Below are 19,347 nucleotides of genomic sequence, written 5' to 3'. Positions count from 1 at the left end.
GTTCTCAAATTTGCCGAAGAATTAGACCAAAAACAAGCACACGTACTGCGCTACGGCTTCATTAACCAACAAAATAACCCGCCATTTATTGTGGCGATTGAGAAGCGCTAAATATATCGACGATTCGACACACTATATCGACTTATCGACAAAACATAACAAAAAAAGACGTGCACTTATTGCACGTCTTTTTGTTATTCTCCTATATAATGGATATATACACTGTATAGGAGGATAGAACTTTGCTAGTAGAACTAAGGGGAATTCAAAAGAAGTACGGCAAATCACTTATACTAGACAACATTGATTTATCCATTCCAGAAGGAGAAGCACTCGCCATTGTTGGCGGGAACGGGACTGGAAAAAGTACTCTACTCAAAATAATTGCAGGCTTTATTTCACATACGGCAGGGACAATTCAAAGGAAAGAACATATACAAATCGGTTATGTACCTGAACATTTTCCTGAAGGGATTCGTTTTACATTAGAAGATTATCTATATCATCTCGGTCGCATTCACGGTTTATCAACAAAATATGTAAAAGATAAAATTCCGCTGCTTCTTGAAAGGTTTCATTTACTTCATGCAAGGCATTCCGTTGTACGAAATTTTTCAAAAGGTATGAAACAAAAAACAGGCATTATGCAAGCGTTACTTACGGACGTACATTTATTAATTTTAGACGAACCGCTTTCTGGGCTCGATCCTAACTCTCAGCAAGAATTAGAACATATTTTACTCTCATTAAAACAACAAGGTATATCCGTGTTATTTACATGTCACGAAAAACAACTATTAGAAAACTTCGCTGATAGAATTGTGACGTTAGCAAATCATACAATCACAGAAAATATCTCTGCACAAAAAGGAGCAGAACAAGTCTATATTGAAGCAATTGTTCACGAAACATTTTCAGCGATAGAACTACAAAAACAATCCGGTTTTATACACGTTGCACACAATTCAAATCAAAACCTTATTCAATTACAAATCGAAAAAGAATATACAAACGAAATGCTTCAGTTTTTATTGCATAAAAAAGCATCTATCACACTGCTACAACCTAACTTTTAAATCGAAAGAAGGTTTATTATGTTTGCTCTTATTCGTTATCACTTTCTCGACTATACAAAATCGTATAAGTACGTCCCTCCTATTGCGATGTACTTCATGAGCTTACTTTTTGTATATGCATATAAACCGACTCCTATTGTACCGACATATTTAGAAACAGCTCTCGCGCTTTATTTATTATCTGCCTGGATTACGGTCACGATTTTTCATACCGAAGATCCTGTACAAGAGCAAATCACTATTTCACATACAAATAACATTTCCGCATTATACGTTGGTAAATATATTACGGCTCTTCTCATTTGTACTGTATTATCTTTTATATCCGTAATCTATCCCATTATTTTGCAAATGTTTAATGAAAAAATGACAGTTTCTTTATTTTTAGTCGGATTTCTCGCTCATATGTCTTTCTCTATACTAGGAATTTCAATCGCAACATTATTTACTAGAAATACGATTCAAAAAGCAGGCACTGCTTGGCTTAGCCTTACATTTATATTGCTTATAACGATTGCATCTATCCGGTTTAAAAAAGAGTTACTATGGTTTTTACCACCTGTCGAAAGCTTTCTCATGCTTGGACAATACAAATATAATATACTGACTCACACGCTATGGCTCACAGCTTGGGCTATCGTATATTCATTTTTATTATTTACCTTATTTCTGTTTATCGTTCGCAAAAAACGTTTTTAATTACATATTAAAGGAGACAAAACAATGATCGGAATACTAGCAGGAATGGGACCAAAATCAACTGGGCCATTCGTCGATACAGTTGTAGCAAAGTGCCAAACAATATACGGAGCAAAACATGATATGGACTTTCCTCATATGATGATTTACTCGTGCCCAACACCGTTTTATATGGATCGCCCTATTGATCACGAAGCGATGAAAAAAGCGATTATTAAAGGCGCACAAAAACTTGAAAGTACTGGCGTAGACTTTATCGCTATGCCGTGTAATACGGCGCATCTTTATTTCGAGGAATTACAGCATTCTCTGTCCATTCCGATTTTAAATATAGTCGATGAAACGTTACAAATAATTCCTAAAAACGTAAAAAGAGTCGCTCTTCTTGCAACGGAAGCAACTGTTCAAGCTGGGATTTACCAAGATGGGATTACAAAACGTGATATAGAGTACATTCATCATGAAACATGGCAGGAAATGATTAATCAAATCATTACTTATATTAAATATGGAGAGGTTGAAGAAGCTCGCGAATTGTGGAATGCGCTCGTTTTACAATTGAGAGAGGTAGTTGATACGGCAATTATCGCATGTACCGATTTGAATGTGGTGGCGAGTGAGGATTTTGTTGATTCTTCTCAATGTCTTGCGAAAGCGGTTGTTAGGATGTATGTAGGAAATATAAGGAGGCCCCAGTGAATATACCTTTTGAAATGGGATACACATTTGACGAAAACCTTAGAGAAAAACCTATATCCCTTGCTGAAATGAAGCAAGGGATTGTATTTTTGAAAGAACATTTACATAAAGAATCGTTATACGGAAAAAACTGCGGATTAATCGGTGTTTATGAACGAATCGTTGGCAACCTTTCTGACAGTAAGTATTACTTACAGGAGGCCATTGAATATTACACACAAACAGACAACATCCAAGGGATTTTTATTAACAAACTTCGTCTCGCACATACATATCATTGGGAACAAAATTTCCATACGGCAAATACACTTTTTACCGAGCTTCAACATATGTTGCCGAACGTTCCTACTTATAAAGACTTCTTCTACCAACATCATGGAAAAAGCAAATTAGATGAGGGTGACTTCCACACCGCGCTTACTTGTTTTCAAAAAGCGCTTCAAATCAGGCTACAAAAAGGAGATGAAGAGCTAATTCATTCAACTACACTTTGCATAGAACATTGTATGTCCCGGCAATTGAACATAGATGTATAATTATAATAAAATTGATTAAATTTAAAACTATAAATAAGCATAGTACCGTTCTTACGGATGGTATTATGCTTACTTAATTTCCAAATCCACCTAAGAATTCATAACTCTTAGAAACAATAACGTCTTTCAAAATACAATTACCTTAAAAAACATTAGACCCCTTTATTATTTCTTCTGTACTTAACAATGTAGCTTCTTGGATCGTAACATTATTATTTTTCATAAAAGACTGCACAATGTGATACCCTACAGCATAACCTGCACCGGTTGATAAGCCTACTGGTTGATAACCTTCTTTTTTGGCGAAATCATCTCCAAACATGTAGCTACTCACCTCTGCAAACCCTTTCACATTAAGCCCTTCTTTTATTACGTAAATAGAGTATTCAAGGTCTTCATTGTCAATTGAAGTAACCCATGGCCCTAAAAATTCTTTACCATACAATGCGGTGGCAAAAGAATCGGCGAGTCCCTCAATAATTATATAATCAGCTACGGTTACATCTCCATGATTCCATTCAAAATAAGAGAATCGTAAATTATGATGAAATTCATGTGCAATGAGTGCCGGAAATCTTGGAACATTGTAGCTATTCGGGCGAATTATTGCTATAACATAACCAGGAATACCACCAAAACCAGTATAACTGTTTTGATTTTTTAATTTTTTAGGGTCTGCAATATACATACCAAATCTCAGTTCCTCTGCACTTACTCTTAAATCATGCTCAGAAGAGAAATCTATACATTCTTTTAAAGTTTTTTCAGCAATTTTTAATGCATTCATCTTCTTCAAATCATTTAATGCTTCTTCTGCTAATTTTGTCTCGTTTATATCTAAATACCCTAGCATTCGTGTTGCCATCATGACGTCATAACCGTTTGGATCCTTGGATTTCATCGGTACATTAATTGCATTCCACATTCCTTCAAATGGTTTCATCATTGTATGCCTAAAAAAATCCCCCCTTTCTTCAGATGATAGTGAAAGTAATATATCATATTGACTTATAGTATCTTCTATAAAAATTTTCATAAATATCCCCGTTTCATCATGTACTTATCATTAACTACGTGAGCAAGTTTAAGAGCATTTAATATACTATCTTCATCGTTGCTATTCTCTAGATGGTTTAAAGATATAAGTACACACTCTAAATCATTGTACATTTCATCAAGCTGAAGACTTGTATCTTTAATACTCAGTTCATTTAAATTTAGACTGCCGATGAATCTTAAATTTTTTCCTACTATCTTTAGATTCAGGATTTTAATTAAGTCTAATAAATCCTTTCTTGATAAATGAATTTGTCCTATATTATTTCTTTTTGGCGTAATTAAGTTCAATTCACTATAATATCGTATTGTCCTTTCAGTTAAACCTGTAACTTTCTTTACATCCCCCGTAGTAATCAGATTAATCCACCTCCTAAGAACAACTTAATCTATGACGCTACGTTATAGTCAAGCTAGTATTTAATTATGGTATATAAAAAAACATCTTCAAAATTGAAGATGTCTACTTTTGAACTATCTTAAAACGTTTTAAAAATTTTATTGTCATAATAGATTATCGCTTTACTAACAAAATTCCCTGCCAACTCTCCAAAACTTTTAACTTTCTTCACAATTCTTTCAAAGTAATCACACTTAATCTCGCTATATTAAATAAGTAGTTATTCATATAGGGAAGGTTAGGGGAACTGAAAGTATGAAAGTAAATCGTTCGCTTCATTACATTTTTTGGCGTTGGCATTTTTATGCTGGGCTTTTTATTACGCCGCTTCTTATTACGTTGTCACTGAGCGGAATTGGGTATTTATTTCGGGAAGAGGTTGAGGATTTCATCTATAAAGATTTATATTTTGGGAAGAGTGCTCAAACAGAATCTATTTCGATGGCTGATTCTATTTCCTTAACAGAGAAAAAATATCCACATTATAGTGTGACGAAAATTAGTGAGTTTAATGGGGATTATAATACGAGACTTACGATTGCAAATGAGTATACTGGGCAACAAAAATATGTGTATTTAGATAATAATAATCAAATTGTTGGGGATCAAAACGCAAATGAAACGTTTGCCAATATTATGAGGGAATTACATAGTTCTCTTTTAGTTGGTGGCACTGTCGTCAACTATACTGTAGAACTTGCGGCATGTTGGACAATCTTCTTAATTGCTACTGGGCTCTATATGAGTATACGCCAATTCAAAAACACACTGGCATCCAATAAGCGAGAAAAAGCAAAACGACGTCATTCTATTATCGGTATTATATTTACAATTCCTCTCGTTTTGTTAGTTGCATCTGGATTGCCGTGGTCAGGATTTATGGGCAACCAAATTTATAAAATCGCATCGTCGAATGAATCGATCGGATATCCAAAGTTGTATATGGCACCGCCTGAATCAAAGGTAAAAGAATTGCCGTGGGCAACTAGAAAAGAAGCTCCTCCTGAATCGAATTCGAATGAGCCAAAAGCAATTTCAGTTGATACATTACAAAAAGGAATTGAAATAAAGAAGCCATACGTTATTTCACTACCAACTGATCCGAAAGGTGTATTCACCGTTTCAAAATCAAGCGGTTCTGGTATTACGGGCATGGATGTGGCACCAAATGAAGAAATAACAGCTTACTTTGATCAATATAGCGGAGAACTTATTTCCAAAACGGACTATCGTGATTATGGCTTATTTGCACAATGGTTCACTTACGGTATCCCGCTTCACGAAGGTCATTTATTCGGATGGCCCAATAAAATATTATGCTTACTAACGACATTATCTTTATTACTTCTCATTTATTACGGAGTAAAAATGTGGTTAGCAAGAAAACCGAAAGGAAAATTAGCAGCACCGCCAAAGCAAAGAGATAAGAAAAGCATAATCGTTTTCTTTATCATGATGGTTATACTAGGCGCTGTCATGCCTTTATTTGGACTATCTGTATTAGTTATTTTTGCGATTGAACTTCTTATATATGTATTTTCAAAAATACGCTCATAGTGAAAAAGCATTTGTACTACCGTGTACAAATGCTTTTTATTTACTATTTTCTTTTTTTCTACCACTTATTAAAAAGACAATATCTACTATAATAATTGTGCCAATAATTACTTGTGGCACATAATCCATCATAGTAGGACCAATTGGCCTATTCATCATCATATACATTCCAGTTACAAATGAAACGGAAAGTAGCACGAGTAACGTTATTTCAATATGGTCATATAGCTTTTGAAATAATTGCTTCATTTCGCCACCACCTTTACCATATTATAACAAAAAACCACTCTACATGAGTGGTTTTCTTCATCACTGCGCTGTTTTCTTTCGGTACATCTTCCCGTTCCAATAGAAGAATCGTGAAGTGAGACCCCCGTATTTTACAATGCGCCGTGCCATTTTGTGCATATTCTTTTGTGCTGATACTTTTTGATCTGATAAATAAATACCAAGTAATCCTCGGCTTATAAGGCGATGAAACTTCGCATGAGGCAAGTCACCAATGCTCTTCTCTGCTTCTTCTACAAAATGTTTCATACGATCTAATATCACTTGCTCGTTTTCGTAATAACTACAGAAATTTAAATCTCCACCTATACGGTCTTCTTCTTGATCAATGAAATAATCAAGTAAAATATGAAGTCCTTGTACGTAAGGAAAATATCCTTGTCTAATTTTCGCAATATCTTCATCATGTAATTCATCATGAAAGGCATATGCGACAAGACAGAAGATTCCAAGTGTAGAACCAGCACATGCTGAAAATTCAAACCAACTCATCTCCGGTAAGTTTTCTTTATGCGCTTCAAACCATGTTTGTAATCGTGGTTCTCTTTCTTCTAATTTTACATGTTTATGAATTTGCAAATCACAATAATAACAAGCAAGTTCATGAAGAATAGGAGCAATTTTGTCATAGTGCTTCGTTTTCTTTAAAACATCTTGGCATGTTTCAACAAGTTCGTCTAAATAACCACCATCATCTTGATCATCACGATAGCGATAATAATTACCGCCACCTTCTACTTCAGGTGATAATGCCATTAACATAGATTCATGCAACGCGGCAAAATCATTTGGATCAAGTGATGTACTGCGATCACATAAATTATCTAAATAGTCGCTGATCGTTTGATACGCTACGATAAAACGAATACATTCCTCTCGGTGTTCATTTGCTAATAGCGCTAAAATACCACCGCCTTCGCAATGAAACGTTTTATGCTCAATACTTGCGATTGCCTGACTATGAAGCTCATCATTCGGAATATGGTAGGCACGCTCTTTCCACATCGCTAGCTCATGGTGTACAACCGGAAACACATCACGGTATACTTTCGCCATGAGCGTTATGGGATTACTCGGTACGTTCACTTCTTCCTTCATCTCCTCTATTCAATGTACAAATAATTTACTTATTTGTTTCTATTATGTTATTGATGCGTATTTCAGTAAATGACTGAATATAATTCAAAATTTCATCACGCTCATACTCATTTAATAACTCATGGTAACAATTCGGCCATTCTTTAAAAGCCTTATCACTTATTTTAACATTATCAAACCAAGTGCGGACACGTGTTTTATCTACAAGTTTATCCTCACATGCTTGCATTAGCAAGAGCGGAACATCTGGAAAATCATCTATTTTCTTATGGGCAATTTCGATAGACTTAATCAATTCACTATACCAACGTACTGATACTTTGCGCAAGAACAATGAATCATTCTCCATCGCATCTCTCACTTCATGATTACGAGTTGACATTTCCACTGTAAGATTCGTTGCAAATTGCAATTTTGGAGCGATAATATTTAATATTTTTGAGGCAGCTTGCAGCGGTGCAGAAGGTCCAGCTAATACACCTAAACATGGCGAACTTAAAATAATACCGTCTACATCTTCTCTCTTCGTTTCTTGCATCATACGAATGACGATAAGACCACCCATACTATGACCGAATATAAAAATAGGTAACCTATACTTTCTTGCCTCTTTCACCCATAATTTAACTTCCTCTATGTATTCATCAAATGAATCAATATGTCCTCTATTTCTTGAAGTCGTTCCATGTGACGGAAGGTCTCCCATCACGACGTGGTAGCCGTTATGATTCCACATTTCCGCAACGGCTTCATAACGTCCGTGATATTCCATCGCGCCGTGCACAATAACGATTACAGCCTTTGCTTCCTCCGCTTCGTAATTCCACATACGAACCTCCTCCATTTCACTCTTTTTCATAATTTGATACACTGAAACTAGTCTCTAGGAAAGGAAGGCTTTACATGATATATCCTTATAAAGAAAAAAATCCGAAAATTGCGAGTAGTGCTTTTATCGCTGACTACGTTACCATTACAGGTGATGTTTCCGTTGGCGAAGAATCAAGTATTTGGTTTAATACAGTCATACGCGGCGATGTTTCACCAACAATCATCGGAGACCGGGTAAATGTACAAGATCAATGTACACTCCACCAAAGCCCACAGTATCCTCTTATTTTAGAAGATGACGTTACAGTTGGGCATCAAGTTATTTTACATAGCTGTCATATTAAAAAAGATGCTTTAATTGGAATGGGATCTATTATATTAGATGGTGCTGAAATTGGCGAAGGAGCCTTTATCGGTGCTGGCAGCCTCGTTTCACAAGGAAAGAAAATCCCGCCAAACACGTTAGCTTTCGGTCGTCCAGCGAAAGTCGTTCGTGAATTAACAGAGGAAGACCGTAAAGACATGGAGCGAATTCGCACGCAATACGTTGAAAAAGGTCAATATTATAAATCACTACAAAAATGATTTTACTGCTGCCATAACACTGGCAGCTTTTTTATATAAAATCTAACTTTTTCTTTACAAAACATTATTACTCCCTCAACAAAATCTTATTAAAATAAAAGCTAATATCTCCATATATATGTAAACGAGGGAGGAGAATTTTCATGAAGGTCAGTGGACTGTATAAAATAGAATGTTACATTTTCAAAGGAATTAACCGATACTTTGATCAAAAAACGTTAAACGTCTTTTTCAGCAATATTACTCATATCGGTGGCGCGACTTTCTCCATCGCACTCACACTGTTCTTTTTAATTTTCGCAGATGGAACTTTGCACCAAGCTGCAATTGCAACTGCTATTTCGTTAGCAATTAGCCATGTCCCTGTGCAAATATTAAAAAGATGGTATCCACGAAAACGTCCTTATTTAACAATTCAAGATGCAAAATATCCAGTCCATCCATTACAAGACCACTCTTTCCCGTCTGGTCACACAACAGCTGTTTTCTCTGTCTTTATTCCATTTATTTGCTATGATCCAAGCTTACTTATTTTCCTATTACCGTTAGCATTATGCGTTGGTATTTCGCGCATTTATTTAGGGCTTCACTATCCGTCTGATGTATTCGTCGGTATGTGCCTCGGCACTTGCTCTGGCATCATCTCTTTTTATCAATTCATCCCACTTTTCACATAAAGGAGTGATATGATGAGAGTCGCCATTTTTACCGATACTTTTACGCCACAAGTGAATGGAGTTGCGAAGACGTTAGAGCGGTTAACACGATATTTTCAGAAAGAAAAAATCGCCTATTCTGTTTTCGCTCCTCAGCATACAGCTGAAGATAATTTCGTAGCGAATGTGAACAAGATGAGAAGTATCCCGTTAACAATATTATATCCAGAATGTCGCTTTTCTTTTCCTACTCCGCGCATTAAACGAGAACTTCTTTCCTTTAAACCTGACATGATTCACATTGCTACACCTTTCAACATGGGACTTTGTGGATTGTATTATGCAAAAAAGTTAAACATACCAGTTGTCGGTTCTTATCATACTGATTTCGATGCTTATTTACGTTATTACAAAATCGAATTTCTCTCCAATATGCTTTGGAACTATTTAAAATGGTTTCATAGTCATATGCAAAAAAATTTCGTTCCATCCCCTGAAACATTACATCAATTAAAACATAAAGGCTTTCAGGCCCTCTCCATATGGGGACGTGGTGTAGATTGCAATCTCTTTCATCCAGCTTATAATACAGACCTATTCCGAAAAAAATATAATATTACAGCGAAGTACGTCCTTTCCTATATTGGACGGATTGCTCCTGAGAAAGATATTGATACGTTGCAAAATCTTATCGTTAAATCAACGCATACTCGAAACGATATTCATTGGCTCATCGCAGGAGACGGTCCTCTAGCAACAAGTCTTCGTGAAGATGTTTCGAAAACAAATGTCACTTTTACTGGCTATTTACAAGGCGTGGATTTAGCTGAAGCATATGCTTGTTCTAACTTGATGGTATTTCCATCAACTACTGAAACATTTGGAAATGTCGTACTTGAATCGCTTGCATGCGGCACACCTGTCATCGGTGCAAATAGTGGTGGAGTTAAAAATATTATTACAGATGGAAAAACGGGAGTTCTTTGTCCGCCCAAAAATGAGGACGCATTTCTATCATCCATTTATTCTTTATTACAAAGTGAAGAAAAACTGGAGCAGATGGGAATAGCAGCTTCATCTTATGCGAAATCAAAAAGCTGGGATGAGATCTTTCGTGGCTTGCTTAACCAATATGAAGAAGTCCTTCAGCATAACGAATCAGAGTTACTTGCTTAAATAGAAAAACTCCCTTCAAAAAAACGAAGGGAGTTTATTACACAGTTGTAAACTTTACTTAAATAAAGTGAAACTTTAATCAGTGGGGGTTTTCTTCATCCCCCACTGATTATTAGTTGAACCAATCGGACTTTTATGGGCAGCCCGACCCCCACCTAACTTCTTTGCTTTTCCTGAATTTTGAGGTGGGGGTCTTACTGCCCATTAAAGTCGGATAAATAATACACAAGGTGAAATATCACTTTATTCCTATATTCATTATAACAAAAATAAACATAACTAAATAGAATTGTAATAAAAACCCATAAAAATTAAAATATGGTTATACAGTATTTTAACTGTATAGTGATTTTAAGAAATCCCCCTTAAAATCAACTTACTCACATACCTTTATACAGTAATTGTTCCCCAATTTCTGTATACCAAAAAACCTTTCATTCATTTGAAAGGTCTTTTTGAGCCTGCACATATTCTTCTTTCGTATTCACATTTATAAACCAATCCGCATTTGCTTGTACATCTTCACCAGCAATATATTTCACATTACATTGTGATAAAAGCTGACCCATACTTCTTTTTTCTTCCTGAAGCAAAGCATAAATCTTTTCTTTCACGCGGTTATGATACGCCGCAAGTAACGGTTGTTTCCTTCCATTAATAATAGGTACAACCGCATCGTATTCCTTGCTCGTTTGCTCGAGCAAAATGGTAAACCATTCTTGCGAAACATTTGGCGCATCGCAAGGCATAATAGCGTACCAATCTGCTTCTATATATTCCATTCCTGATACAATTCCAGCAAGTGGTCCGTCCCCTTTATAATGCGGAATATCTTCGATAACAGGAACTTGTACGAATTGCTCTACTCGCTCTTTTATATCGGAATGACTAATGACTACAACTTCTTGGAGCGCACTTGTCATCACTTTCAAAATATGCTCAATAAACGTACTCCCTTGCCAGCTTGCTAATGCTTTCGGCTCACCGAATCTACTCGACATACCGCCCGCTAATACAATTCCAGCCCACTTACTCATTGGCGATGCAACTCAAATGTAATATGACCTAATTCTGGTAAAATTAATTTATTCATCGCAAGACGAACTGCGCCGCTAGATCCTGGCATCGAGAAGACTACTTTGCGCCCAATTGTACCACCAATCGCTCTACTTAACATTGCGCTGCTTCCGATATCTTCTAAATAACTAATCATGCGGAACAACTCACCAAATCCAACAATTTCTTTATGTAATAACGCTGATACTGCTTCAATCGTCACATCGCGTTTCGTAATGCCAGTACCGCCATTTGTTAATACAACATCTACATCTTCTCTATGATAACCATCTAAAACTGCTTGCTGAATACTTTCTTTATCGTCTTTTACAATTTCATAAGATGTCACTGTATGGCCTGCTTCTTTTAACAATTCATGTAATAGTTGTCCGCTCTTATCTGTCTCTTCTGTACGTGTATCGGAAATCGTCACGATCTTACAACGCACTTCTTTTGGCGCTTGTTTTTTATGTTCGGTTACGCTCATTTTTTATCTTTCCTTTCATTTCATTGTAAAATTATGTATGAATCAAAGAATTCAACATGATACAATATAAGTATATTTATCCATATAAAGGAGCTTTTCATGATTCAAAATATAAAACGATACGTACCCATTATACCATTCTTAATTATATTATCCCTTTTTCAATGCATCGCTTACGGGTTCGATATTAACTTTTTAAAATTGTATGCTATTATGCCTGATGGTGGTATTACTCACTCTACAGGAATAGTTTCCACATATGTATCAGATAGATGACACTATATACTTCTTAAAAAGGAGATTCATTATGGAACTATACAAAAAATTAACAACAACATTCATCCTCTTATTCGTCGCTTCCATCACTGTCGGCTTTTCCTTAAAAGGAGCAATCCCATACGCGACATTGGTGAGCATTATATTTGCAACACTATTTTTACTAAGCAGTGCTTTTTGCGCAGGCAAAGCACGTAAAATGAAAGGATAATTACATATGTTCAAGAAGAAACCAATCCTTTGTAAATCATGCGGGAAAGAAATACAAACGTATGAAAAAGCGTGGATTCATATGCCATTTCCGCCAAGTGGTATGACTAATATAAGAAAGTATATTGAACTAGAAGGACACATTTATTGTAGCTCGTGTATTGAAATAATGAACAAAAACTAGTAAATACAAAAGGTGGGCTTATATTGTTTGAATCAAACCGTATCCAGTTACGAAAGTTTTCCGAAGATGATATTCTAACGTATTATAAATGGCATAATGATATAGACGTTATGAGTTCAACTACACTTAACCTTGATAAATATTCCTTTCAAGATACAGAAAAACTTTGCCAGCAATTTATTCATTCTCCAAACGCTAAGAGCTATATCATTGAAGAAAAAGCTACGAACCTTCCAATTGGCATTACTTCTTTAATTCATATTGATTCGTATAATCGAAACGCTGAATGCATTATTGATATTGGTAAAAAGGATTACTGGGGGCAAGGTTATGGGAAGGAAGCTTTCACCTTATTATTGAATTATGCATTTTTAGAATTAAATTTACATCGCCTTTCTTTACGAGTATTTTCTTTTAACGATAGAGCAATTAAATTATATAAATCACTCGGTTTTCAACATGAAGGAACTTGTAAAGAAGCTATATTCCGCAACGGCACTTGGCATGACATTGAACTCTTCGCTTTATTCCAACGTAATTATAAATAAAAAAAGCTTTGCGCTCACCGCGCAAAGCTTTTTTTCATATATTATAGACCAGCTTGCTCTTTTAAAGCTGCAGCTTTGTCTGTACGTTCCCATGATAGATCTACATCAGTACGTCCGAAGTGGCCGTAAGCTGCTGTTTGTTTGTAAATTGGGCGACGTAAGTCTAGCATTTTAATAATACCAGCTGGGCGAAGATCGAAGTTGTTACGAACTAGTTCTACTAGTACGTCTTCAGATACTTTACCAGTGCCGAATGTATCAACTGAAATTGATACTGGTTGCGCTACACCGATTGCGTATGCAAGTTGTACTTCTGCTTTTTCAGCAAGACCAGCTGCTACGATGTTTTTCGCAACATAACGAGCTGCATATGCTGCAGAACGGTCAACTTTTGTTGCATCTTTACCAGAGAATGCACCGCCACCGTGGCGAGCGTATCCACCGTAAGTATCAACGATGATTTTACGTCCTGTTAAACCAGCATCACCTTGTGGTCCACCAATTACGAAGCGGCCAGTTGGGTTAATGAAGAATTTTGTTTCTCCATCGATTAATTCTGCTGGTACTACAGCTTTAATTACGTGCTCTTTTAAGTCGCGATCGATTTCTTCCCATGTAACATCTGGGTGATGTTGTGTAGAAATTACGATAGTATCAACACGTACTGGTTTACCATTTTCATCATACTCAACTGTAACTTGCGTTTTTCCATCCGGACGTAGGTATGATAATGTATCATCTTTACGTACTTCAGTTAAACGGCGAGCTAATTTGTGAGCAAGCGAGATTGGAAGTGGCATTAACTCTTGTGTTTCATTACATGCGAAACCAAACATTAAACCTTGGTCTCCTGCACCAATTGCCTCAATCTCAGCGTCAGTCATTTGACCTTCGCGTGCTTCTAGCGCTTGGTCAACACCCATAGCGATGTCAGCAGATTGCTCATCGATAGATGTTAAAACTGCACAAGTTTCTGCATCGAATCCGTATTTTGCGCGTGTGTAACCAATGCCTTGAATTGTTTCACGAACGATTTTTGGAATATCTACGTAAGTAGAAGTCGTAATTTCCCCCGCTACCAATACTAAACCAGTTGTTACAGTTGTTTCACAAGCTACACGTGCATTTGCGTCTTTTGATAAGATCGCATCTAAAATTGAATCAGAAATTTGGTCACAAATTTTATCTGGATGTCCTTCAGTTACAGACTCAGATGTGAACAGATGACGTTTTTTTGTCATGTGGTAAACCTCCCTACAGTAATTGTATATATTGTACGGAACTCATCCTTAATTTGCCACAGATTGCGACATACATTTATTCTCCCACACAAGCATACAGAAAAACCTTTCCTACATAATAGAGAGGAAAGGTTTAATTTGCTACTTGCATACTGCTTTTTGCCCTTCGCTCTTATCGTTCGAGACCTGTAGCCTCGCACAGGTTTTAGCACCTATTCACTTGTGTTTACCAATACAAGTGAGGTTGCTGGGCTTCATCGGGCCTGTCCCTCCGCCAGCTCGGGATAAGAGAGTATCCGTCCCAACCTATACTAAAGAAATGATATTCATTTGTCAATTAATATTCACATTTTCCTGAAAGTTTTTCTCAGTGCGCCTGAAATGAAATATTAATAAGGAAATAATGCATTCACACAAACAAAAAGAAATAAATAGTATACATTATTTATATAATTGTGTTATACTCTTGTTGGGGATTACGAGAAATATTTCATTAAATGAAAAGGATGGTATATAAATATGAGTACTGTGAATGTCCAAATTGGTTTACACGAATTATTGAACGGAAGCAATGCACAGATTCAACTAAGTGTTCCGCAATTAGTGGAAAAAGTATTAATGCGAGATGAAGGGAAATTAACTTCGACTGGTGCCGTTTCTGCTTCAACTGGAAAATATACAGGACGTTCTCCTAAAGATAAATTTATTGTGAAAGAAGCATCGGTTGCTGACAAAATTGCTTGGGGAGCAGTGAACCAACCGATTTCTGAAGAACATTTTAATAAATTATATACGAAAGTTTTAGAATACTTAAAAGAGAAAGAAGAGTTATTCGTCTTCAAAGGATTTGCAGGCGCTGACCGCAATTACCGCCTACCAATTCAAGTTATTAATGAATATGCATGGCACAATCTATTTGTACATCAATTATTCATTCGTCCAACTGAAGAAGAATTAACAACTCATGAATCAGAGTTCACAATTGTTTCTGCACCGAATTTCAAGGCTGATCCAGCTGTTGACGGCACAAACTCTGAAGCATTTATTATGGTTTCATTCGAAAAACGTATCGTACTAATTGGTGGTACAGAATACGCTGGAGAAATGAAAAAATCAATCTTCTCTATTATGAACTTCTTATTACCTGAACAAGATATTCTTTCTATGCATTGCTCTGCAAACGTAGGTGAAGAAGGCGATGTAGCACTATTCTTCGGTTTATCTGGAACAGGTAAAACAACATTATCTGCTGATCCAAACCGTAAATTAATCGGTGATGATGAGCACGGTTGGTCTGATAACGGTGTATTCAATATTGAAGGCGGTTGCTACGCGAAATGTGTAAACCTTTCTCACGAGAAAGAACCACAAATTTTCGATGCAATCACATTTGGATCTGTTTTAGAAAACGTTATCATTAATGACCAAACGCGTATCGCAGACTATAACGATACTACTTTAACAGAAAATACTCGTGCTGCATACCCTATGCATGCGATCGACAATATCGTACTGCCAAGTGTTGCAGGACACCCAAATACAATTATCTTCTTAACTGCTGATGCATCTGGCGTATTGCCTCCAATCAGTAAGTTATCAAAAGAACAAGCTATGTACCACTTCTTAAGTGGTTACACTAGTAAACTAGCAGGAACAGAGCGCGGTGTTACATCTCCGCAAGCAACATTCTCAACTTGCTTCGGTTCACCATTCTTACCACTTGATGCATCTCGCTATGCTGAAATGCTTGGTGAAAAAATCGAGAAACACGATGCGAAAGTATTCTTAGTAAACACTGGCTGGACTGGTGGCGAATACGGCGTTGGTAAACGTATGAACTTAGGTTACACTCGTGCAATGATTCAAGCAGCATTAAACGGTGAACTTGCGAAAACTGAAACAGCTAAACATGACATCTTCGGTCTTGAAGTTCCACTTCACGTACCAGGTGTACCTGACGAAGTGTTAATGCCTGAACAAACTTGGGCTGATAAAGCTGCTTACAAAGCAAAAGCAATCGAACTTGCAAATGAATTCAAAGCTAACTTCAAAAAGTTCGACAGCGTATCTGAAGACATTATTAACTTAGGCGGCCCAATCGCTTAAGTGCAAACTTTCTGTTGGAATCACCCTTTACTCATATGAATAAGTGTCGTGTAACCGTAAAGTTTCGCGTACTCACCGACAAAACCCAATGCGGCTTAACGGTTACACACACTTACATAAAAAAGAAGCTTACGTTTTTTACGTAAGCTTCTTTCTATATCTTCTCTCTTCATCTATGATTTCTCTCAATAAATAACAGAAAATTCATTCTATAATCATTCGTTTTTTATTTTTTCATGATACAATTTACATATACAGGAAAGGGGGAGGCCTATGAAAAATTTTTCTCGTACAGGAAAAATTTTATTCAGTTACGGAGCGATTCAAATGTTTTGGGGACTTGTAATGCTTAACGTTAATGTATTTGAGCATACAAGCGAAACAATAAAATATGTTATTCTAATTACCGGAATAGTTTTTTGTATTATATCCAACTTTTTTAAAGAACATAAAAGTCATACTATTACGTGATTTTATGTTAACTTATTGGAAGCAGAAACCTGTATTTTATGAAAAGTTTCGCTTCCTATTGTACTATTCATCGCCGGATCCCTTATTCCAGGGTAAATTCATTTTTACACATATAACTTACGGATATATCCCTCGCTAGATCCTCTATTCCATCTAAAAAGAGGCTTTTTATCTTTTGGTTAGTTCCTTTTCATCTTTCATACTATAATAACCTAAGTTAACGACGATTAAAAAATAACCGCCCATAATCCCTACTGCAAATGCCCACATAACCATATGGTGCTCAATTTCGTACATAATAATAGCGCCCAAAATAGCAGCCGCAAAACGATTAAACATACCGAGCGTCGGTGCTTTCGTTTTCTTTACGATACTATCTCCAAGCTTCTCAATTCGTCTCCCTAAAAGCCACACGCAATACATACTTACAATAAGTCCAATTCCTGCACCTAAAAAATGTGCTGAAAACGGTGTTACCATCCAGCCTAGCAAAAGAAAACCTAGTATATAATACGATTGAATTTTAAACGACCTTAACGACATACTAATCATGCTGTTCTCCTCTTCTTCAGTAATTTTTATCTATCCAACAAAAGACTTCTTTCAAGTTCATACTACTTAAACCCATTTCACTCAAATTAAAAAACAACATAAACACAATGTTTATGTTGTTTAAATGTTTTTAGAAAATAATATTATACAAGATTTCCAACATCATATTTTCATAATTTGTGACGTTTTTTCAAACATTTTTCGTCCATTTATGAAAAAATTGATATCAATCTATGAACATACGGATATGATGTAATAAGTACACAAATAAAGGGGGCGTCTAATGATTTATTTTTTAATGGCTCTCATTCACCTCATTATCCCTGCACTTATTGGACTTTCATTGTATTGGTACACGAAAAACCATAGTATTTTCTACGCTGTCCTCGGTGTCCTTCTTCCAGGTATTATTCTTATCACACTCTTCCGTATTCCATTTTTAAACTTAATTCCTCTTGTTACTGCTATCTTATTTCTCATATTCTTACCAAAAATAAAAAAATAGGAAAGCAGATCATAGGTGATCTGTTTTCCTATTTTGATATAGGTTCCCCCGCAGTAGAATGCACTTTTACTTTCTCCGATTTCACAAACCATAAACCGAAGAAAATAATAATTCCACCGATTATTTGTTGAAACGATACATATTCATTTGCCCATACAGCTGCAAATAAAACAGCTACAAGTGGCGTTATATACATATATACCATCGTATGTGACGCTCCAATTTTTTGAACACCAACATACCACATCACTAAACCAAATACTGTTACAAAGAAAATAGAATATAGTAAAGCGAATAGTGTTATTCCATGTGTAATGTGAAATGGCATTATAAATACGTATGGTCCACTTAAAAGCAAGAGTGGAATCGCGCCAACTAGTGCTGACCATGCGGTAACACGTAGCGCTGAATATTTTTTAATTAATGGGCTTGCTAAAACAGGATAAAGCCCCCAGCATATTGATGTAATGAGTCCAATCCCATTTCCATAAAAAGAACTAGCAAGTGAATTCCCAGCTACTAAAACTAAGGCTGCACCACAAAAGGCAATGATTGAACCGATAAGCTTTCGAGAAGAAAACTTTTCTTGTTTTAAGATAATCGCAAATACAGTTGTAAAAATAGGTGAAATAGAAATGAGTAAAGAGGCATTTGTAGCGGATGTATATTTTACAGTTTCCATAAATAACGTTTGATACAGTACAATACCTACAACGCTAACGATAATTAATCTAGGTATATCCTTGCGCTCCATATAAACCGACTTTTCAATAAAAAATGTAAGGAGTAACATAAGCGGTGCCGCTGATATCATCCGAAGTGCAGTAAACTCAATTGCTGTAAATTCTAAAAGTCCATATTTCGCAATCGTAAAATTAATCCCCCAAATAATAACGACTGCTAAAATTAATAATTCAATTCCCCATCTTCTCATGCGTATCCCCTCCGCAAATATTATTATACAGAAAATTCAATCATATGTACATTTCATTATGTGAAAAAACCTTTGTATTGTATGAAACGTTTTGGTACATGAAATTATATCGGCGATTTT

The 19,347-nt window shown here is 36.0% G+C and carries 26 protein-coding genes and 1 riboswitch; of the genes, 16 read left to right on the top strand and 10 right to left on the bottom strand.

The features are described 5' to 3' along the window. From MR083_RS22275 to MR083_RS22255, 5 genes are all read left to right on the top strand, one after another. Positions 1-111 (top strand): MnmM family RNA methyltransferase (locus tag MR083_RS22275; RefSeq protein WP_242269857.1); only part of this gene is annotated, 111 nt, incomplete at its 5' end. 131 nt (positions 112-242) lie between these two features. Further along, the gene (locus tag MR083_RS22270) at positions 243-1,076 is read left to right on the top strand and encodes an ABC transporter ATP-binding protein (RefSeq protein WP_000959731.1); all 834 of its coding nucleotides are present in this window, start codon (positions 243-245) and stop codon (positions 1,074-1,076) included. Positions 1,077-1,094: 18 nt separating this feature from the next. After that, positions 1,095-1,775, top strand: coding sequence for a hypothetical protein (locus MR083_RS22265; protein ID WP_000457756.1), 681 nt, complete (start codon positions 1,095-1,097; stop codon positions 1,773-1,775). Positions 1,776-1,799: 24 nt separating this feature from the next. Continuing rightward, entirely contained in the window at positions 1,800-2,474 is a 675-nt protein-coding gene (locus MR083_RS22260; RefSeq protein ID WP_242269855.1) for an aspartate/glutamate racemase family protein, read from the top strand. Then, positions 2,471-3,010, top strand: coding sequence for a hypothetical protein (locus MR083_RS22255; RefSeq protein ID WP_242269854.1), 540 nt, complete (start codon positions 2,471-2,473; stop codon positions 3,008-3,010). The genes MR083_RS22260 and MR083_RS22255 overlap by 4 nt, the downstream gene beginning before the upstream one ends. A 142-nt stretch (positions 3,011-3,152) precedes the next feature. Here the strand turns inward: MR083_RS22255 and MR083_RS22250 are convergent, their stop codons facing one another. Together MR083_RS22250 and MR083_RS22245 are read right to left on the bottom strand one after the other, a co-directional pair. Next, complete coding sequence (locus MR083_RS22250) at positions 3,153-4,046, bottom strand: DUF2268 domain-containing putative Zn-dependent protease (RefSeq protein ID WP_242269853.1); 894 nt, start codon at positions 4,044-4,046, stop codon at positions 3,153-3,155. After that, positions 4,043-4,423, bottom strand: coding sequence for a MerR family transcriptional regulator (locus tag MR083_RS22245; RefSeq protein ID WP_270710956.1), 381 nt, complete (start codon positions 4,421-4,423; stop codon positions 4,043-4,045). The genes MR083_RS22250 and MR083_RS22245 overlap by 4 nt, the downstream gene beginning before the upstream one ends. Positions 4,424-4,721: 298 nt before the next feature. Between MR083_RS22245 and MR083_RS22240 the strand changes: the two genes are divergently transcribed. Further along, positions 4,722-6,023 carry a PepSY-associated TM helix domain-containing protein gene (locus MR083_RS22240; RefSeq protein ID WP_242269852.1) on the top strand — a complete coding sequence of 434 codons (1,302 nt, stop codon included), beginning with the start codon at positions 4,722-4,724 and terminating at the stop codon, positions 6,021-6,023. Between the two features lie 36 nt (positions 6,024-6,059). On the opposite strand, the gene MR083_RS22235 is transcribed toward MR083_RS22240, so the two are convergent. From MR083_RS22235 to MR083_RS22225, 3 genes are read right to left on the bottom strand one after another with little or no spacing between them, the layout of a single operon-like run. After that, a complete protein-coding gene (locus MR083_RS22235) occupies positions 6,060-6,272 on the bottom strand; it encodes a hypothetical protein (RefSeq protein ID WP_000811312.1) in 213 nt (70 codons plus the stop codon). Between the two features lie 60 nt (positions 6,273-6,332). Next, positions 6,333-7,397 carry a tetraprenyl-beta-curcumene synthase family protein gene (locus MR083_RS22230; RefSeq protein ID WP_001102457.1) on the bottom strand — a complete coding sequence of 355 codons (1,065 nt, stop codon included), beginning with the start codon at positions 7,395-7,397 and terminating at the stop codon, positions 6,333-6,335. 37 nt (positions 7,398-7,434) lie between these two features. Next, positions 7,435-8,238: an alpha/beta hydrolase gene (locus MR083_RS22225; protein ID WP_000267430.1), complete on the bottom strand. Its 804-nt coding sequence runs from the start codon at positions 8,236-8,238 to the stop codon at positions 7,435-7,437. Positions 8,239-8,312: 74 nt separating this feature from the next. On the opposite strand from MR083_RS22225, the gene MR083_RS22220 reads away from it, so the two are divergent. The 3 genes from MR083_RS22220 to MR083_RS22210 all read left to right on the top strand — a co-directional run bounded on the left by MR083_RS22220 (position 8,313) and on the right by MR083_RS22210 (position 10,657). Next, positions 8,313-8,825 (top strand): gamma carbonic anhydrase, encoded by a 513-nt coding sequence (locus MR083_RS22220; RefSeq protein WP_000640209.1) that lies wholly within the window; start codon positions 8,313-8,315, stop codon positions 8,823-8,825. A gap of 143 nt (positions 8,826-8,968) precedes the next feature. Then, complete coding sequence (locus MR083_RS22215; protein WP_000868590.1) at positions 8,969-9,502, top strand: phosphatase PAP2 family protein; 534 nt, start codon at positions 8,969-8,971, stop codon at positions 9,500-9,502. Positions 9,503-9,514: 12 nt separating this feature from the next. After that, positions 9,515-10,657, top strand: coding sequence for a glycosyltransferase family 4 protein (locus MR083_RS22210; protein WP_001261615.1), 1,143 nt, complete (start codon positions 9,515-9,517; stop codon positions 10,655-10,657). 434 nt (positions 10,658-11,091) lie between these two features. Here MR083_RS22210 and MR083_RS22205 read toward each other — a convergent pair whose 3' ends face one another. Both MR083_RS22205 and MR083_RS22200 read right to left on the bottom strand, forming a co-directional pair. After that, entirely contained in the window at positions 11,092-11,694 is a 603-nt protein-coding gene (locus MR083_RS22205; RefSeq protein WP_000049469.1) for a molybdenum cofactor guanylyltransferase, read from the bottom strand. Then, the gene (locus MR083_RS22200) at positions 11,691-12,200 is read right to left on the bottom strand and encodes a MogA/MoaB family molybdenum cofactor biosynthesis protein (RefSeq protein WP_000117138.1); all 510 of its coding nucleotides are present in this window, start codon (positions 12,198-12,200) and stop codon (positions 11,691-11,693) included. The genes MR083_RS22205 and MR083_RS22200 overlap by 4 nt, the downstream gene beginning before the upstream one ends. Positions 12,201-12,299: 99 nt before the next feature. On the opposite strand from MR083_RS22200, the gene MR083_RS22195 reads away from it, so the two are divergent. The 4 genes from MR083_RS22195 to MR083_RS22180 are packed head-to-tail and all read left to right on the top strand — an operon-like array spanning position 12,300 to position 13,418. Continuing rightward, entirely contained in the window at positions 12,300-12,476 is a 177-nt protein-coding gene (locus MR083_RS22195) for a hypothetical protein (protein WP_011040774.1), read from the top strand. A 31-nt stretch (positions 12,477-12,507) separates the two neighbouring features. Next, positions 12,508-12,687, top strand: a complete 180-nt coding sequence (locus tag MR083_RS22190) for a hypothetical protein (protein ID WP_000424803.1) — start codon at positions 12,508-12,510, stop codon at positions 12,685-12,687. Positions 12,688-12,693: 6 nt separating this feature from the next. Next, positions 12,694-12,870: a hypothetical protein gene (locus tag MR083_RS22185; protein ID WP_000473608.1), complete on the top strand. Its 177-nt coding sequence runs from the start codon at positions 12,694-12,696 to the stop codon at positions 12,868-12,870. A 23-nt stretch (positions 12,871-12,893) separates the two neighbouring features. Next, positions 12,894-13,418, top strand: a complete 525-nt coding sequence (locus MR083_RS22180) for a GNAT family N-acetyltransferase (protein ID WP_000464115.1) — start codon at positions 12,894-12,896, stop codon at positions 13,416-13,418. A 41-nt stretch (positions 13,419-13,459) separates the two neighbouring features. On the opposite strand, the gene metK is transcribed toward MR083_RS22180, so the two are convergent. Continuing rightward, a complete protein-coding gene (gene metK / locus MR083_RS22175; protein WP_000163115.1) occupies positions 13,460-14,659 on the bottom strand; it encodes a methionine adenosyltransferase in 1,200 nt (399 codons plus the stop codon). A 169-nt stretch (positions 14,660-14,828) separates the two neighbouring features. Continuing rightward, positions 14,829-14,950: riboswitch (SAM riboswitch) on the bottom strand. A 228-nt stretch (positions 14,951-15,178) separates the two neighbouring features. Here metK and pckA point away from each other — a divergent pair. Both pckA and MR083_RS22165 read left to right on the top strand, forming a co-directional pair. Then, entirely contained in the window at positions 15,179-16,765 is a 1,587-nt protein-coding gene (pckA, locus tag MR083_RS22170; RefSeq protein ID WP_000108797.1) for a phosphoenolpyruvate carboxykinase (ATP), read from the top strand. 273 nt (positions 16,766-17,038) lie between these two features. Next, positions 17,039-17,236 (top strand): hypothetical protein, encoded by a 198-nt coding sequence (locus MR083_RS22165; protein ID WP_000788118.1) that lies wholly within the window; start codon positions 17,039-17,041, stop codon positions 17,234-17,236. Between the two features lie 168 nt (positions 17,237-17,404). Here MR083_RS22165 and MR083_RS22160 read toward each other — a convergent pair whose 3' ends face one another. Further along, positions 17,405-17,788 carry an ATP synthase subunit I gene (locus MR083_RS22160; protein WP_000624920.1) on the bottom strand — a complete coding sequence of 128 codons (384 nt, stop codon included), beginning with the start codon at positions 17,786-17,788 and terminating at the stop codon, positions 17,405-17,407. 283 nt (positions 17,789-18,071) lie between these two features. Between MR083_RS22160 and MR083_RS22155 the strand changes: the two genes are divergently transcribed. Further along, a complete protein-coding gene (locus MR083_RS22155; RefSeq protein ID WP_000639044.1) occupies positions 18,072-18,293 on the top strand; it encodes a hypothetical protein in 222 nt (73 codons plus the stop codon). A 28-nt stretch (positions 18,294-18,321) separates the two neighbouring features. Here MR083_RS22155 and MR083_RS22150 read toward each other — a convergent pair whose 3' ends face one another. Then, positions 18,322-19,227, bottom strand: coding sequence for a DMT family transporter (locus tag MR083_RS22150; protein ID WP_001255401.1), 906 nt, complete (start codon positions 19,225-19,227; stop codon positions 18,322-18,324). Between the last annotated feature and the right edge of the window lie 120 nt (positions 19,228-19,347).

Source organism: Bacillus cereus group sp. BfR-BA-01408, assembly GCF_022663305.1.
Classification (GTDB): domain Bacteria; phylum Bacillota; class Bacilli; order Bacillales; family Bacillaceae_G; genus Bacillus_A; species Bacillus_A pacificus.
This window is presented reverse-complemented; position numbering and strand designations above follow the sequence as displayed.